Origin of the sequence: Mesorhizobium sp. M1A.F.Ca.IN.020.04.1.1 (assembly GCF_003997315.1) — a bacterium.
GTDB lineage: Bacteria > Pseudomonadota > Alphaproteobacteria > Rhizobiales > Rhizobiaceae > Mesorhizobium.
In genome coordinates this window covers 1-15,101 of record NZ_RZSN01000086.1, presented here as the reverse complement: position 1 = coordinate 15,101, position 15,101 = coordinate 1, and the positions used below count along the sequence as shown (strand labels likewise).

The following is a 15,101-nucleotide window of genomic DNA, read 5'->3' as shown; positions in this document are numbered from 1 at the left end:
CATGCCAGACCGCGCCCGGATAGCCATCGATGCTGATCGTCGCCTTTTGCCCCGGCCGGACATAAGTGAGCTCGGTTTCCTTCGGCTCGGCGGCGATCCAGATGTCGGTCGACGAGACCAGGCTGAAGGCCGGCTGCGAGGCGGGAAGGTACTTGCCGACCTGCAGCGCATCGACATTGGTAACGACGCCGTCGAACGGCGCCTTGACGACGGAATCGCCGAGATTGCGCTGGGCATCATCCAGTGCCGATTGGGCCTGCAGGTAGAAGGGGTTCTTCTCGACCGGCTGGTCGGCGTCGCCGCCGAGCTGGGCGAGCGTTGCCTGCGCCTGCGCCTTGGCGACGATGACTTTCTGCCGGGCGGCGATGAGATCGTGCTGGGCGCTGTCGAAAGTCGCCTTCGAGGCGGTTGAGGTCTTGAGCAGATCCTGCTGACGCTGGAAGGCCGCCTCGTAATAGGGGATGTCGGCCTCGGCCTGGACGATCTGCGCCAGCGATTGCTGGTAGCTCGCCTGCAAGGTCAACACCTGGTTGCGCACCGTGCCGAGTTGCGCCTGAGCGCCGGCCAGCGCCGTCTCGAACGAGGCCGGCCGCAAGCGGAAGAGCACCTGGCCCTTCTTAACCGCCTCGTTGTCATGCACGTCGATCTCCTGCACGGTGCCGGAAACATCGGTGGAGACGCCGAGCGACTGCGCCTGGATATAGGCATTGTCGGTGGTCATGACCTGACCGCCGACGAAGTAGTAATAGCCGCCGACCGCCAGCGCCACGGGAAGCAGCGCAAACAGGACAGACCGGGTTAAGCTGCGCCGCGGCTTGGCCCGGGCCGGCGAAGCTATCGTGACGGCGGCCGGCTTCGGCTGGGCCGAGGGTGCTTCGAGCGCAGCAGGTTCCGGCGCGACAGGGGCTTCCAGCTCATCGTTTTCGATCCCCGGATTGGCGGCACGCCTTTGCTCGCGCTGGCTGTCCAGGCGAATGACCTGGTCGCTGCTTCTGTCGCCGGCATTGTCGCCGTCGGCGGGCTTGCGTGGTGAGGCTGGTTCAGACATGGACTTTCTCCCGGTCGACGGCCGGCTGGGCGCAGGCCTCGAGCAGATTGGATTTGATCAGACAAAGTGTTTGCAGCTCCTGCCGCGCGTCCGCGGAAAGGTGAATGCCTTGCTGTCGAGACAGATAGGGCCGCACCTGCCAATGCCCGCGAGTCTGGCTCGAGCGGCGCGAGCGCTGCTCGAAGCGTTTTCCGGGCAGGCGCGCGACGTCGTGCAGGACGAAGCTGCTGGTGAGCGAGGAAGGCATGGGAGGAACTTCGGAGTCGGCAGACAAGCTTTCCTGAGCATGCTTATTATCATCATGCACATAATCCTGCTGGACGCGGTGCGCAAGACCGGCTAAGCCGCCTGGAGCAAACGTCGCGCCGACGTGGCGCAACTGAAGGCCGGCAGAGGCACGCACGAAAAATGAAGATGAACCGGCTCAGGATCGCGACCGTGGCTGCCCTCCTGACATGCGCGATTCCGGCCGCCGCCAAGGAAGCGGTGAGCTGCGGCGGCGCGGCAATGCTCGGCGGCGCGCAGCTCAACTGCAGCCACGTGCAACCCAAGGCTCCGCCGCAGTTCTGCACCTATAGCTGGGCCCTGCACACCTCGGCCGGCGACCAGAAAGTCGTCGACGGCAGTTTCACGCTGCCGCCCGGCGCCTCCAACGTCCAGGTCTATCAGGGCAGCGGTTTCGACAGCGCGCTTTCCAACCCGATCGTGATCTGTCGCGGCAGCCGCTGAGCGCGGGTTGGTGCTGCAGCCGGATCACGGTAGTTTGATCGGGAGACAGGGTCGCCAGGGCGCCGCCTCGTGCCTGCCAACTAAGGACTGACCGCGATGACCGGACCCAACCCCAACATCAAGCATCCCATTGCGATGCATCCGCGCGTCGGCTTCCTGAAGCCGCTGGTCAATGCGCCGAACATCGAGATCGGCGACTTCACCTATTACGACGATCCCGACGGCCCGGACAAATTCGCCGAGAGGTGCGTGCTGCACCACTATCCCTTCATCGGCGACAGGCTGATCATCGGCAAATTCTGCGCCATCGCCGAGGGTGCCCGCTTCATCATGAACGGCGCCAATCACGCCATGTCCGGCTTCTCCACCTATCCGTTCAATATTTTTGGCCATGGCTGGGAGGAAGGTTTCGACCCCGAGACCTGGTCGAAAGAGATCCGCGGCGACACGATCGTCGGCAATGACGTGTGGATCGGCATGGATGCGGTGATCATGCCGGGCATCGAGATCGGCCATGGCGCGATCGTCGCCGCGAAATCGGTTGTCACGCACGACGTGCCGCCCTATGCGATCGTCGCCGGCAATGCGGCCAAGGTGGTGAAGATGCGCTTCGATGAGTTCACGGTGCGACGGCTTTTGAAAGCGGCCTGGTGGAACTGGCCGGTCGACAAGGTCAGCCGCAACCTCAACGCCATTCGAGGCGCCGACATTTCCAAGCTGGAGGCCGCCGTTTGAACGCGCCGGACAAAACCACGAGCGAAACTGCCATAAGTCCGGAGCTGTTCACCCGCGCGTGGATCTTCATCCGCGGCGTGCCGTCGATGAAATTCCTGCCGCCGGAAGGGCCGCCGGAGATCGCGTTTGCCGGCCGCTCCAACGTCGGCAAGTCGTCGCTGATCAACGCGCTGGTCGGCCAGAAGGGGCTGGCGCGCACCTCCAACACGCCCGGACGGACGCAGGAGCTGAACTATTTCGTGCCGGACGGCTTCTCCGGCGAAGGCGCCGACCTGCCGCCGATGGCGCTGGTCGACATGCCGGGCTACGGCTACGCCAGCGCGCCGAAGGACAAGGTCGACGCCTGGACGAAGCTGATCTTCGAATATCTGCAGGGCCGCGTCACGCTGAAGCGCGTCTATGTGCTGATCGACTCCCGGCACGGCATCAAGGCCAAGGACGAGGAGGTGCTGTCGCTGCTCGACAAGGCGGCGGTGTCCTACCAGATCGTGCTGACCAAGACCGACAAGATCAAGGCGGCCGGCGTGCCGAAGCTGATCGAGGAGACGCTGGCCAAGATCAAGAAACGGCCGGCGGCGTTCCCGGCGGTGCTCGCGACTTCGTCGGAAAAGGCCTCAGGGCTCGACGATCTGCGCGCGGCGATCGCCTTGGTGGCGAACGGCGGCTGAAGCATTTTCGCCTTGGAGCAAGGCAGCCGCGCATGGTGCTGCCCCTCACCCAGCCTCCGCTTCGCCCCGGCTGACCTTTCCCCGAGGGGAGAGGAGATTGCCGGCGCTGGCGCTAGTCTTTTCTCCCTCAACGGGAGAAGTGTAGCCGCGAAGCGGCCCGGATGAGTGGGCTGGCGCCGTCTGTGCGGATTGCCCCTGCCCAGATCGAACAAGGAAGGGCAGGACCAGCCGTGATCGGCCGAGCTGACTGCGCCTCCCGACGCCCCGCTCAATCCGTCTCGTCGCGCTCCAGCGCATGGTCGCGCCGGCCGGCAAGGATTTCGCGCTTGCCGACATGGTTGGGCGCGCCGACCAGGCCTTCCTTCTCCATGCGTTCGACCAGCGAGGCGGCGCGGTTATAGCCGATGCCGAGGCGGCGCTGGATGTAGGAGGTCGAGCATTTCTTGTCGCGCTTGACCACTTTGACCGCCTCCTCATAGAGGGCGTCGCCATCCTCGGCGTCGATCGAGCCCTTGTCGAAGACTGGACCCGTGTCGGCCGGATCTTCTTCCTCTTCCTCGCCGGCGGTGACCGTATCGAGATATTCCGGGCGGCCTTGCGCCTTCAAATGCGCCACGACGTGCTCGACCTCGAGATCGGAGACGAAGGGACCGTGCACGCGCACGATGCGCCCGCCGCCGGCCATGTGCAGCATGTCGCCCTGGCCGAGCAGTTGCTCGGCGCCCTGCTCGCCAAGGATGGTGCGGCTGTCGATCTTGGACGTCACCTGGAAGGAGATACGGGTGGGGAAATTGGCCTTGATGGTGCCGGTGATGACGTCGACCGACGGGCGCTGTGTGGCCATGATCAAATGGATGCCGGCGGCGCGCGCCATCTGCGCCAGCCGCTGGATGGCGCCTTCGATCTCCTTGCCGGCCACCATCATCAGGTCGGCCATCTCGTCGACGATGATGACGATGTAGGGCATCGGGGCGAGGTCGATCTCCTGCTCCTCGAACAGCGGCTCGCCCGTGCCCTTCTCGAAGCCGACCTGCACCTGCATGACCACGACCTCCCCCTTGTCGCGGGCGGCCGCGGCGCGCTGGTTGTAGCCGTCGATGTTGCGCACGCCGAGGCGCGCCATCTTGCGGTAGCGCTCCTCCATCTCGCGCACCGCCCATTTGAGCGCGGTGACCGCTTTCTTGGAATCGGTGACGACCGGCGTGAGCAGATGCGGGATGCCGTCATAGACGGACAATTCGAGCATCTTGGGATCGACCATGATGAGGCGGCATTCCTCCGGCTTCATCCGGTAGAGCAGCGACAGGATCATGGTGTTGATGGCGACCGACTTGCCCGAGCCGGTGGTGCCGGCGACCAGCAGATGCGGCATCTTGGCGAGGTCGGCGATGACCGGCTCGCCGCCGATGGTCTTGCCCAGCCCCAGCGCCAACTTGCACGATGTGTTGCGGAAGCCGGCCGATTCGATCAGCTCGCGGAAATAGACCGTCTCGCGCGTTTCGTTGGGCAGCTCGATGCCGATGACATTGCGGCCCGGCACCACGGCGACGCGCGCCGAGATGGCCGACATGGAGCGGGCGATGTCGTCGGCCAGGCCGATGACGCGGCTGGACTTCACGCCCGGCGCCGGCTCGAACTCGTAGAGCGTGACGACCGGACCCGGCCGGACATGGATGATCTCGCCCTTGACGCCGAAATCCTCCAGCACGCTTTCGAGCAGGTCCGCGTTCTGTTCCATCCGCTCCTGCGACATGTAGAAGCCCTGGCCTTCCGGCGGCATCTGCAGCAATTCCTCGGACGGAAGCTCGTAGCCGGCCGAAGCGGGCTGCGGCGCGACCTTGCCGGCGACGGGCAGGGGCGGCGCGGGTCTGGCGGCCTTGGCGCTCTTTGCGATGGGACGCGGCGCGACGGACTCAGGCGCGGGCGCGCGCGATTCGATTTCCCCAGGAGCGGACCGGAGAGCGGGCAGATCGACCGGCGCCGTCAGCGGGGCCAGACTTGCGGCCGGCCCGTGCGAGCGCCTTTCGATGACGCGGTAGAACGAGGTCGCCTCGCCGATCGCGGCGGGGCGGAACGGGCTCGGTTGCGCCGCAGGACTCATCCGCGCGGGAGCCGCGGGCGTCTGCAAAGGATCGTTCAGCCGTGCCCGCGCCAGGCGCTCGGCGAGCAAGGGCAGGCTGAACTCGAAAAACGCATCGTCGGAAAGATAGGACCAACGAAATTTCGGCGGCTGCGGCTTTTGTGCCGGAGTGGCTACGGCCCGTGGCGGCGGCGCGGCGCTGGCCTGCTGCGGCTTGACGATGGCCTGCGGCGGCTTGGCCGGGGCGGTGGCGGCCGCGCCGGGGACTGCCCGGCCCGGATTGGTCGGCTGGGGCGCCAGCGGCGCCGGACGAATGGGAAGCCCGCGGGAAGCCACCGCCTTGGCCGGCGCTTCATCAACTGGCTCCGGTGCGGGCCGTTTGTCGGAATCCGGCGTGCGAGTGAAGCGCACATTGGGCGCGAGGAAGAAATATTGCTGCCAGGCCTGGCCGCCGAACTCGTCGCCGCCAGCCGAATCGGCGGCGTTCGATTCGCCGTCAGCGGCGGCTCGCAGCGTGACGACCTGCCCTGTTTGCCGCTGCGGCGGCACGGCAGCGCCATGGTGCCGCGCGTCTTCCGAGCTGCTGTCGTCGTTGTCGCCGTAAGCGGAAGCACCGGAAGGATTGGCACGGGTAAAACGCATGGATGTCACACTCGAGATTCGTCGAACAAACGTGTCCCGAGACATAGGAACCGATGGTTAACAAGCTCTTCCGGAAGGGTCCGGGAAAAGTGCCGGTCGACGGTTCGAGTTGGGCTGGAAGAAGGAGGTGACCGGTGGCATCGAAGTCGGCTGCCGCGGCGCCGTAGCGTCGTCAAAGCGCCTCGCGTTCCTTCGCAATCGCTGCGCGCCGCAGGTTCACGCCGAGAGCGACGCCTGCTCCTCGGCCGCGAGCTTCTCGGTGCCGTAGGCCTTCAGAAAGACGTTCACGCCGGAGCGAACGACATGCTCGATCTCGGCTTGGCTCGGCGCCTTGGTGCGGTAGGAAAAAATGCACTGGCGGAAGAGGCCGGCGAGGCAGAGCTCGGTGAACTGATAGGCGGCGAGATCGACATCGTCGATCTTCAGCAGGCCGCGTTCGACGGCTTCGTTGAGGAAGATCATCACCTTGTCGTGGCCACGCTTGGGACCGCGCTCGTAGAAGCGGGCGCCAAGCTCGGGAATCCTGTCGGAAGCGCCGACCACGGTGCGCTGCGCCTGGATGACCTTGGCCGAGGTGATCTTGGCGGAGAGCACCATGCCGAACTTCACCAGCGTCTTGCGCAGGTCGTCGAAATGGTCGAGCACCTCATACATATTCTTGAAGATGGTGCCACGCTCTTCCTCGATGAGAGCCTCGAACAGCTCTTCCTTGTTGGCGAAATAGACGTAGATCGTGCCCTTGGAGACGCCGGCCTCGCGCGTGATGTCGTTCATCGACGCGGCTTCGAAGCCCTTGTCGATGAAGACGCGGCGCGCGCCTTCGATGATCTGGGCCCGTTTGATCGGATCCTGCCCGGCCGCGGGACGGCCTTTGCGCAGGTCGAGCAGATCGCTATCGGCTGTCGTTTCGACCATCGACGTCAAACCTCACGAAATATTTCGAACCAACCGGTTCGATTTGCTCTTGATATGGGCCTCTTTCCGCGCTATGTCAATCACCAATTCGAACCGAACGGTTCAGTCTGACTGACTTGTCCCAGAGAGATTATCATGTCCTCGAACGCGCCCGCTACCGCCGAAGTCCGCAATTTCCCCAACGCCAAGGTCCAGCCGTCGACCGAAGCTCCGGAAGCGCCTGTACTGCCCGCTCCTCCCGCGCCTGCCGAAGCGCCGGCCAAGAAGAAGCGCTCTGTCCGCTCGCTGCTGCTGCCGATCATCGGGCTGGGCCTCCTCGGCGCCGGCTCCTGGTACGGCTACGATTACTGGACCGACGGCCGGTTCATGATCTCCACCGACGACGCCTATGTCCAGGCCGACATGTCGTTCGTGTCGCCGAAAATCTCCGGCTATGTGGACAAGGTGCTGGTGAGCGAGAACCAGAGCGTCAAGGCCGGCGATCCGCTGTTCGTCATCGATGACGGCGACTACAAAATCGCGGTCGGCCAGGCGGAGGCGCAGATCGCCACGCTGGCGAAGACGCTCGACCGCATCGATGCGCAAACCAAGGCGGCGCAGGCCTCGCTGGCGCAAGCACAGGCGCAGAAGATCGCCGACCAGGCGGCGGCCGACAATGCGGCACGCGCACAGGCCCGCGCGGCGCAGCTGCTCAAGACGCATGTCGGCACGCAGGCACAACTCGACGACGCCCAGACGGCGCTCGACCAGGCGAAGGCAGCCCTCGCCGGCGCCGACGCGCAAATCACCGCCGCGCAGGCCAATATCGGCGTGCTCGAAGCCCAGCGTGCGGAATCCGCCAGCACGCTCGCCTCGCTGCAGCTCACCCGCGACAAGGCGCAGCGTGACCTTTCCTTCACCGTGCTCAAGGCGCCCTATGACGGCGTCGTCGGCAACCGCTCGGTCGAACAGGGCGACCTCGTCACGCCCGGCCAGAAGCTCGCCGTCGTCGTGCCGATGGATAAGCTCTACATCGTCGGCAACTTCAAGGAGACGCAGCTTGGCCGGCTGGTGCCTGGCGAGAAGGTCCGCATCACGGTCGATGCCATCGACGGCCAGACCTTCGAGGGCACGGTTTCGTCGCTGGCGCCGGCTTCGGGCGCGGTGTTCTCGCTGCTACCGCCGGAAAACGCCACCGGCAACTTCACCAAGGTGGTGCAGCGCGTGCCGGTCCGCATCGACGTGCCGGCCGACGTGCTGAAGACCGGCAAGTTGCGCGCCGGCCTGAGCGTCATCGTCGCCGCCGACAGCCGCACCGCGCCGGCCGCGACGACCAACTGAGCAGTTTGGGGGGCGGCCCGGTGGCCAATTGAGCGCCGAGCCGCCCAGCCTGTTTTGACGCAGTTCCGGGCGGAAAACGCCGCGCACTTTTGGAGCTGCCGCAGGGAGGCCATGAGATGGCAACCGCAACCATTACCGCAGGAGCAGCGCCGGCACGTCCGGCAGCCGCCGCCCCCGCCGACCACATGCCGGCGCGCCGCGTCATCGCCTTCCTGGCGATGGTGTTCGGCATGTTCATGGCGATCCTCGATATCCAGATCGTCTCGGCATCGCTGGCCGAGATCCAGGCCGGCCTCAGCGCCAGCTCCGACGAGATCCCGTGGGTTCAGACCGCCTATCTGATCGCGGAAGTGGTGATGATCCCGCTGTCGGGCTTCCTCAGCCGCATGCTGTCGACCCGCGTGCTGTTCACGACCGCGGCCGCCGGCTTCACAGCAGCAAGCGCGCTGGCCGCGACCGCCACCAACATCGACCAGATGATCGTCTACCGCGCCATCCAGGGCTTTATCGGCGGCGGCATGATTCCGAGCGTGTTCGCTGCCGCCTTCACCATCTTCCCGCCGTCGCGCCGCGCCGTCGTCTCGCCGATGATCGGCCTCGTGGCGACGCTGGCGCCGACCATCGGCCCGACGGTCGGCGGCTATATCAGCCATGCCATGTCCTGGCACTGGCTGTTCCTGATCAATGTCGTGCCGGGCATACTGGTGGCGACGGCTGCCTGGTCGCTGATCGATTTCGACAAGCCGAACCTCAAGCTGTTCTCCAAGTTCGACTGGTGGGGCCTGATCGGCATGGCCGCCTTCCTTGGCTGCATGGAATACGTGCTGGAGGAAGGCCCGAACCATGACTGGCTGCAGGAGCCGGCCGTCTTTGCCTGCGCCATCATCATGACCATAGGCGGTCTCATCTTCTTCTGGCGCGTGTTCACCGCCGAGGAGCCGATCGTCGATCTGCGGGCCTTCAACAATGTCAATTTCGCCTTCGGCTCGCTGTTCTCCTTCGTGGTCGGCATCGGCCTTTACGGGTTGACCTACCTCTATCCGGTGTTCCTCGGCCGCATCCGCGGTTACGATTCGATGATGATCGGCGAGGCGCTGTTCGTCAGCGGCCTGGCGATGTTCTTCACCGCGCCCGTTGCCGGCATCCTGTCGAACAAGATCGATCTCAGGCTGATGATGATGGTCGGCTTCATCGGCTTCGCCACCGGCACATGGTGGATGACGCATCTCACCGCCGACTGGGATTTTTATGAGCTCTTGATCCCGCAGATCCTGCGCGGCTGCTCGATGATGCTGTGCATGGTGCCGATCAACAACATCGCGCTCGGCACGCTGCCGCCGGAGCGGCTGAAGAATGCGTCGGGCCTGTTCAACCTGACCCGCAATCTCGGCGGTGCCGTCGGCCTGGCAGTCATCAACACGGTGCTGATCGACCGCAATGCCTTTCACTATGCAAGGCTTTCCGAGCATGTGCAGTGGGGCAGCGAGGCCGCGCAGACCAAGCTGCAGAACATGACGTTGACCTTCCAGCAAAACGCCGGCCTCGACGCCACGACCGCCGCCATTTCAAAGCTGTCCGGCATGGTGCAGCAGCAGGCGGCGCTGTTGTCCTTCATGGACGTGTTCATGATGCTGACCGTGCTGTTCGCCTCGCTCGGATTTTTCGTGCTGTTCATCAACAAGCCGACACAGCAAGGCGGCGGTGGCGGCGGAGGCCATTGAGGAGCCGGAACCCCCGCCTGGCGTCCTCAACGCGTGACCCCGGAAATCGTCGCCGATTTCCGGGGTCATTTCTTTGGACAGATCGCAGTCCGCTCAGGCCGCGGCGGGCTTGAAGGTCAGCGCCACGCCGTTGATGCAGTGGCGCAGGCCGGTGGGCGGCGGGCCGTCGTCGAAGACATGGCCAAGATGACCGCCGCAACGGCGGCAATGCACCTCGGTGCGCGTCATGCCGAGCGAACGGTCTTCGGTCTTGCCGATGGCATTGGGGATCTCCTGCCAGAAGCTCGGCCATCCCGTGCCGGAATCGAACTTCGTTTCCGACGGATAGACCGGCAGGTCGCATCCGGCGCAGGCGAAGATGCCCTTGCGGTGTTCGTTGAGCAGCGGGCTGGTGCCCGGATATTCGGTGCCCTCCCTGCGCAGCACGTCGAAGGCGGCATCCGAAAGGATGGCGCGCCATTCGGCGTCGGTCTTGGTGATCTCGAAGGTCTCGGCGGCCAGAGCCGGCTTCGCGCCGCCCATGTGCAACGCCGCTCCGGCTCCGATTGTGAGGGCAGTGGCGGCGGCACCGCTCCAGAGAAAGTCGCGACGGTTCATGGCCTTTCCTCCTGACGTGATCTTACAAACTAGGACGCCACCGGAAAAGCAAATGCCGGTGACGGTTCGCGCGCCACCCCGCGTCGACCCAAGCCCTGGCGATGCGGAGCGGCGCTTGACGGCAGCACGGATCGTGGGAGGGAGACCGTGCGGCCGGCGCGGACATACGCCACTTCGCCGGCCGCACGCGCTTTGTTACATCTTCGGCAGAAGAACCTTGTCGATGACGTGGATGACGCCGTTCGACTGGCGCACGTCGGCGATTGTGACATGAGCGACGTTGCCGTTCTCGTCGGTCGCCGTGACCTTGCCCTTTTCGGACTTCAGCGTCAGGGCGCAGCCGCCGACGGTCTTGACCTCATGCGCACCGCCATCGGCCTTGGCCATCTTGGCGACGTCGGCGGCCAGCGCCTTGGCGGCAATGACATGGCAGGTAAGGATCTTGGTCAGCTTGTCCTTGTTCTCGGGCTTGAGCAGCGTCTCGACGGTGCCGGCCGGAAGTGCAGCGAAGGCCTCGTTGGTCGGGGCAAAGACGGTGAAAGGACCGCGGGTCTGCAGCGTGTCGACCAAGCCGGCGGCCTTGACGGCGGCGACCAGCGTGGTGTGGTCCTTCGAATTGACGGCATTCTCGATGATGTTCTTCTTGGCATACATCGGCGCGCCGCCGACCATCGGATTGGCGGCATAGGCAACGGCGCCAAGCGCCGAAAGGCCGATTGTAGAGGCAAGCAGAAGGGTGGCGAGTTTACGCATTGTATCAGTCTCCTCGGGTTGTTTTCCCCATCCTTGGGAACGCGAGGAGATACGAGGCGTCAAAAACTTAGTTTCGCGAACTTCGAAGATTTTTTATTCGTCGGCCCGGATGCAAACGTACCGCGTCTAGGCGCACGAAAGCGCTGCTGCCGACACATGTCGGGTGGATAGACTTCGGATAGTCTCCAATTCTTTTCCGAAATGTCGTCAGATGCCCTTCAGATCGCCGGCGGCGACGACGGGGCCGGTCGGCTGGCCGGTCGGCGAACCGCCGGCCGGCTCGAGACTGACGGCGAGCACGGCGCCTTGCGCCAGCTTCTCCTGCACGGCCGGCGTGACGGCCATGCGCGCGGTCTGGCCGGCCGGGATGACGCCCATCGAGACCGGCGCAGTCTTGCCCTCGATCATCCACAGCTCGAAATCCTTGCCGGCGCCGCGTTCGCCGGAAACATGCGAGAGGCCGACCTCCTGGCGCGCAGCGTCATAGACAGCGAGGTATTTGACGTTGCTGTTGTCGGCGGCGAGCGAGGCGACCAGCCTGGTTTCGGGCTGCGGCAACGGCGGATTGACGAGAGGCAGGGCGACAAAGACGGCCAAAGCGGCAAGCGCGGCCGCGGCAAGCCCGCGCCAGAAGGCGAGGCTCCCCAGCAGGCCGGTGCTGGGCGCGGCGGGGGTGGTCACTGATGAGGCAAACAGCCGCCGGTCGATCGCCGCCTTGACCGAAGCCGGCGCCTCGACCGCAGCGTAGGCGGCTGCCATCGGCGCGAAATGGGCTTCCCAGGCATCGACCAGGCGGGCAAACCCCGCCTCGGTATCGATGCGGCGGGAGGCGATCTGGCGTTCGTCGGCTGCCAGAACGCCGAGAACGTATTCGGCGGCGAGCAGGTCGTCGCCTCCGCGTTCCGGTCCGTTTTCTTCCGCCAGCGTCATCTTTCCAGGCATTCTCTCAGTTTGAGCAAGCTTCGCCGCAGCCAAGTCCGCATCGTGTTCAGCGGGACCTTGTGGCGCTCCGCCAGCTCGGCATAGCTTTCGCCGTTGAGATAGGCGCCCCGGACCGCCGCCGCCCGGTGTTTCTCCAATTCGTCGAGGCAATGGTAGATGCGTTCGGTCTCGCCGCCCGCGACAGCCATGGCCTCAGGCCCCGGCGCCGGATCGGCGACCTCGAGCGCTGCATCGATATTGGCGGAAGGACCGCGCCGGGCCCTGATGCGGTCGATCGCATGGTTGCGCGCAATGGCCACCAGCCAGGAAATCGGGCTGAGATCGGAAATCGCGAAACGATCGGCCTTGGTCCAGATCTTGACGAAGACCTCCTGCAGTGCTTCTTCCGCCTCACTCTTGTCCCTCAATACACGAAGGCAGACGCCGAAAAGTTTCCCGCTGGTCTGCTTGTAGAGCAGATCGAACGCAGCCCGGTCCTTCATCGAAGTCCGGACGATCAGCTTGCTGATGTCCTGAGGCCCCATGCAGGCAAATTAGAAGATTGCGATTTATTTGCAACGGCGCGGGCGGTGTTGTCCACCCAAGGCTGCCGCGGCGTCAGTACGTGAAGTCATCTTCCGCAATGCGAGATGAACAACGCAAATCCGGATTTCGATTTGCGGCTTCATGCGATAGCCTTCGCCAAAACAGGGGAGCGGCGATGTCGATCGAACGCGTGCTTTGGGAACAGGATGCGACCGGACTTGCCGAACTCATCCACAAGGGGGAAATCTCGCCGCAGGAGCTGGTCGACGCCGCGATCGCCCGCGCCGAGGCGACAAGACCCGACATCAACGCCATAGCGACGCCGCTCTATGACGCCGCCAGGGCGCGGGCGAAGGCGATCGACCGCAAGCAGCCGCTCGCCGGCGTACCCTTCGCGCTGAAGGATCTCGGCATCGGCATCAAGGGCGTGCCGATCCATGGCGGCAGCCGCATTCCGGCCTTCACGGCCGATTTCAACTCGGTGATGGTCGAGCGCTATCTGGCCGCGGGCCTGATCCCGATCGCTACCAGCACCTCGCCTGAGCATGGGCTGCGGCTGATGACCGAATCGGCCCGCTTCGGCATCACCCGCAACCCCTGGAACACCGGCCACACCACCGGCGGCTCGTCCGGCGGATCGGCGGCGCTCGTCGCGGCCGGCGTGGTGCCGGCGGCGCACGCTTCCGACGGCGGCGGCTCGATCCGGGTGCCTTCGGCCTGCAGCGGCTTGGTCGGGCTCAAGACCTCGCGCGGTCGGGTGCCGCTGACGCCGCTCACCAGCGAGAGCTGGTACGGCATGGTCGTCGACCATGCGGTCAGCCGCTCGGTGCGCGATACAGCCCTCCTGCTCGACCTGACGCACGGCGCCGATCCGCTGTCGCCTTATGCGGCGCGGGAGCCCAAGGGCGCCTTCACCGCCGCAGCGGCGCGCGATCCAGGCCGGCTCAGCCTCGCCGTCTACCGCAAATCGCCGCTCGGCCTGCCGATCTCGGCTGAGACGATGGAAGCGCTGGACACCGCGGTGGCGCTGGCGCGCGAGGGCGGGCACACGGTGGAAGAGATCGACCTGCCCTATATCGGCCGCGACTTCATCGCCGATTTCTGCAAGAGCGTCGCGTCGGCCGTCGCAGGCATGATGCGTGCCGAGGCGAAGCGCGTCGGCCGCCCGGTGTCCGGCGAGGTCGAACGTGCGACGCGCGTGCTTGGTCGCCTCGGCGAAATGCTGTCCGCCGGCGAGGTCTATGACGCCGTGCAGCGGCTCAACGCCACCGCGCGGCAGATGATCGAAGACACGGCGCGCTTCGATGCCGTGCTGATGCCGATCATTGCGCACCCGCCGCTCGCCTGCGGCGCGATGGACCCGAAAGGCGCCGACGAGCTCGTCGAGAACGTCCTCGACAAATTGCATCTTACCGGGCTGCTCAGGATCAAATCGTTTTTCGGCCAGCTGATGGACAAGAGCCTGTGGTTCACTCCCTGGCCGGCGATCCACAATGTCAGCGGCCAGCCCTCGATCGCGCTGCCGGTGCATGTCACCGCAGGTGGCCTGCCGCTCGGCATCCAGGCCGCGGGACGGCCAGGCGACGAGGAGACGCTTTTGTCGCTCGCAGCGCAAATGGAGAAGATTTCAGGATGGCTGAAACGCCGCGCACCGCTCAAGGTGCCCGGCTAGGTCTGTCGATACTCAGGTGATGCCGGCCTGCGAATGGCGGTCTTCTGCGCTTCCGTACTCACGTACCAGAAATACGCTCCGTTCCGGTTCTCGAAATCCGCCATTCTCGGCCGACCTGACCTGAATCTCGACAGACCTTGAAACCCGCCGATTTCGTCATTGTGAGCGCAAAGCCGTTTGCGACCTGCGGCAATTCCCGCTAAGACGCCCGCCATCCTTGCCACCTAGGGAAAAGCACCGATGACGGACATCGCCGCCAACGCCGAAATGCAGGCCGCGCTGCTCTCGCGCGCGCTTCCTTATATGCAGCGCTACGAGAACAAGACGGTGGTAGTTAAGTATGGCGGCCATGCCATGGGCGACAACGAGCTCGGCAAGGCCTTTGCGCGCGACATCGCGCTGCTCAAACAGTCCGGCGTCAACCCGATTGTCGTCCACGGCGGCGGGCCGCAGATCGGCGCCATGCTCAACAAGATGGGCATCGAATCCAAGTTCGAGGGCGGGTTGCGCGTCACCGACCAGAAGACGGTCGAGATCGTCGAGATGGTGCTGGCCGGCTCGATCAACAAGGAAATCGTGGCGCTGATCAACGCCGAAGGCGAATGGGCGATCGGTCTCTGCGGAAAGGACGGCAACATGGTCTTCGCCGAAAAGGCGCGCAAGACCATGATCGACCCGGATTCCAACATCGAGCGGGTGCTGGATCTCGGTTTCGTCGGCGAGCCGGTCGAGGTCGACCGCACTCTGCTCGATC

14 protein-coding genes and 1 pseudogene are annotated in these 15,101 nt (G+C 65.0%); 7 read left to right on the top strand and 8 right to left on the bottom strand.

What is annotated here, in order from left to right:
• Both EOA49_RS33545 and EOA49_RS18165 read right to left on the bottom strand, forming a co-directional pair.
• Positions 1-838: pseudogene (locus EOA49_RS33545) on the bottom strand (HlyD family secretion protein); the annotation flags it as partial.
• A gap of 202 nt (positions 839-1,040) precedes the next feature.
• Positions 1,041-1,295: a hypothetical protein gene (locus tag EOA49_RS18165; protein ID WP_127241705.1), complete on the bottom strand. Its 255-nt coding sequence runs from the start codon at positions 1,293-1,295 to the stop codon at positions 1,041-1,043.
• 167 nt (positions 1,296-1,462) lie between these two features.
• Here EOA49_RS18165 and EOA49_RS18160 point away from each other — a divergent pair, with 167 nt between their 5' ends.
• From EOA49_RS18160 to yihA, 3 genes are all read left to right on the top strand, one after another.
• A complete protein-coding gene (locus EOA49_RS18160; RefSeq protein WP_095799438.1) occupies positions 1,463-1,777 on the top strand; it encodes a hypothetical protein in 315 nt (104 codons plus the stop codon).
• A gap of 96 nt (positions 1,778-1,873) precedes the next feature.
• The gene (locus EOA49_RS18155; RefSeq protein WP_095831927.1) at positions 1,874-2,512 is read left to right on the top strand and encodes a CatB-related O-acetyltransferase; all 639 of its coding nucleotides are present in this window, start codon (positions 1,874-1,876) and stop codon (positions 2,510-2,512) included.
• A 32-nt stretch (positions 2,513-2,544) separates the two neighbouring features.
• Entirely contained in the window at positions 2,545-3,180 is a 636-nt protein-coding gene (gene yihA, locus EOA49_RS18150; protein WP_127215316.1) for a ribosome biogenesis GTP-binding protein YihA/YsxC, read from the top strand.
• A gap of 268 nt (positions 3,181-3,448) precedes the next feature.
• Here the strand turns inward: yihA and EOA49_RS18145 are convergent, their stop codons facing one another.
• Both EOA49_RS18145 and EOA49_RS18140 read right to left on the bottom strand, forming a co-directional pair.
• Positions 3,449-5,902, bottom strand: coding sequence for a DNA translocase FtsK (locus EOA49_RS18145; protein ID WP_127243279.1), 2,454 nt, complete (start codon positions 5,900-5,902; stop codon positions 3,449-3,451).
• A gap of 216 nt (positions 5,903-6,118) precedes the next feature.
• Positions 6,119-6,817, bottom strand: a complete 699-nt coding sequence (locus tag EOA49_RS18140; protein ID WP_067323814.1) for a TetR/AcrR family transcriptional regulator — start codon at positions 6,815-6,817, stop codon at positions 6,119-6,121.
• A gap of 135 nt (positions 6,818-6,952) precedes the next feature.
• Between EOA49_RS18140 and EOA49_RS18135 the strand changes: the two genes are divergently transcribed.
• Together EOA49_RS18135 and EOA49_RS18130 are read left to right on the top strand one after the other, a co-directional pair.
• Entirely contained in the window at positions 6,953-8,137 is a 1,185-nt protein-coding gene (locus tag EOA49_RS18135; protein ID WP_127241619.1) for an HlyD family secretion protein, read from the top strand.
• A 116-nt stretch (positions 8,138-8,253) separates the two neighbouring features.
• On the top strand, positions 8,254-9,858 hold the full coding sequence (locus EOA49_RS18130) for a DHA2 family efflux MFS transporter permease subunit (RefSeq protein WP_095825576.1): 1,605 nt from the start codon (positions 8,254-8,256) through the stop codon (positions 9,856-9,858).
• A 93-nt stretch (positions 9,859-9,951) separates the two neighbouring features.
• Here EOA49_RS18130 and msrB read toward each other — a convergent pair whose 3' ends face one another.
• From msrB to EOA49_RS18110, 4 genes are all read right to left on the bottom strand, one after another.
• Entirely contained in the window at positions 9,952-10,455 is a 504-nt protein-coding gene (gene msrB, locus EOA49_RS18125) for a peptide-methionine (R)-S-oxide reductase MsrB (protein WP_067323811.1), read from the bottom strand.
• A 195-nt stretch (positions 10,456-10,650) separates the two neighbouring features.
• Entirely contained in the window at positions 10,651-11,208 is a 558-nt protein-coding gene (locus EOA49_RS18120; RefSeq protein ID WP_067323809.1) for a fasciclin domain-containing protein, read from the bottom strand.
• Positions 11,209-11,415: 207 nt separating this feature from the next.
• The gene (locus EOA49_RS18115) at positions 11,416-12,138 is read right to left on the bottom strand and encodes an anti-sigma factor (RefSeq protein ID WP_176477540.1); all 723 of its coding nucleotides are present in this window, start codon (positions 12,136-12,138) and stop codon (positions 11,416-11,418) included.
• Positions 12,135-12,674, bottom strand: coding sequence for a sigma-70 family RNA polymerase sigma factor (locus EOA49_RS18110; RefSeq protein WP_095799021.1), 540 nt, complete (start codon positions 12,672-12,674; stop codon positions 12,135-12,137). Before EOA49_RS18110 ends, EOA49_RS18115 begins: the two co-directional genes overlap by 4 nt.
• Before the next feature lie 176 nt (positions 12,675-12,850).
• On the opposite strand from EOA49_RS18110, the gene EOA49_RS18105 reads away from it, so the two are divergent.
• Together EOA49_RS18105 and argB are read left to right on the top strand one after the other, a co-directional pair.
• Positions 12,851-14,347 carry an amidase gene (locus EOA49_RS18105; protein WP_095799020.1) on the top strand — a complete coding sequence of 499 codons (1,497 nt, stop codon included), beginning with the start codon at positions 12,851-12,853 and terminating at the stop codon, positions 14,345-14,347.
• A gap of 240 nt (positions 14,348-14,587) precedes the next feature.
• Positions 14,588-15,101, top strand: a 514-nt coding sequence (gene argB, locus EOA49_RS18100; RefSeq protein WP_164749244.1) for an acetylglutamate kinase, incomplete at its 3' end; no start/stop codon positions are given.

Coding starts and splice junctions, on each gene's coding strand:
- EOA49_RS18120 (WP_067323809.1), bottom strand. CDS start 11,208: ATGCGTAAACTCGCCACCCTTCTGCTTGCCTCTACAATCGGCCTTTCG.
- EOA49_RS18110 (WP_095799021.1), bottom strand. CDS start 12,674: ATGGGGCCTCAGGACATCAGCAAGCTGATCGTCCGGACTTCGATGAAG.
- EOA49_RS18160 (WP_095799438.1), top strand. CDS start 1,463: ATGAACCGGCTCAGGATCGCGACCGTGGCTGCCCTCCTGACATGCGCG.
- EOA49_RS18135 (WP_127241619.1), top strand. CDS start 6,953: ATGTCCTCGAACGCGCCCGCTACCGCCGAAGTCCGCAATTTCCCCAAC.
- EOA49_RS18145 (WP_127243279.1), bottom strand. CDS start 5,902: ATGCGTTTTACCCGTGCCAATCCTTCCGGTGCTTCCGCTTACGGCGAC.
- EOA49_RS18115 (WP_176477540.1), bottom strand. CDS start 12,138: ATGACGCTGGCGGAAGAAAACGGACCGGAACGCGGAGGCGACGACCTG.
- EOA49_RS18105 (WP_095799020.1), top strand. CDS start 12,851: ATGTCGATCGAACGCGTGCTTTGGGAACAGGATGCGACCGGACTTGCC.
- EOA49_RS18140 (WP_067323814.1), bottom strand. CDS start 6,817: ATGGTCGAAACGACAGCCGATAGCGATCTGCTCGACCTGCGCAAAGGC.
- EOA49_RS18130 (WP_095825576.1), top strand. CDS start 8,254: ATGGCAACCGCAACCATTACCGCAGGAGCAGCGCCGGCACGTCCGGCA.
- msrB (WP_067323811.1), bottom strand. CDS start 10,455: ATGAACCGTCGCGACTTTCTCTGGAGCGGTGCCGCCGCCACTGCCCTC.
- EOA49_RS18165 (WP_127241705.1), bottom strand. CDS start 1,295: ATGCCTTCCTCGCTCACCAGCAGCTTCGTCCTGCACGACGTCGCGCGC.
- EOA49_RS18155 (WP_095831927.1), top strand. CDS start 1,874: ATGACCGGACCCAACCCCAACATCAAGCATCCCATTGCGATGCATCCG.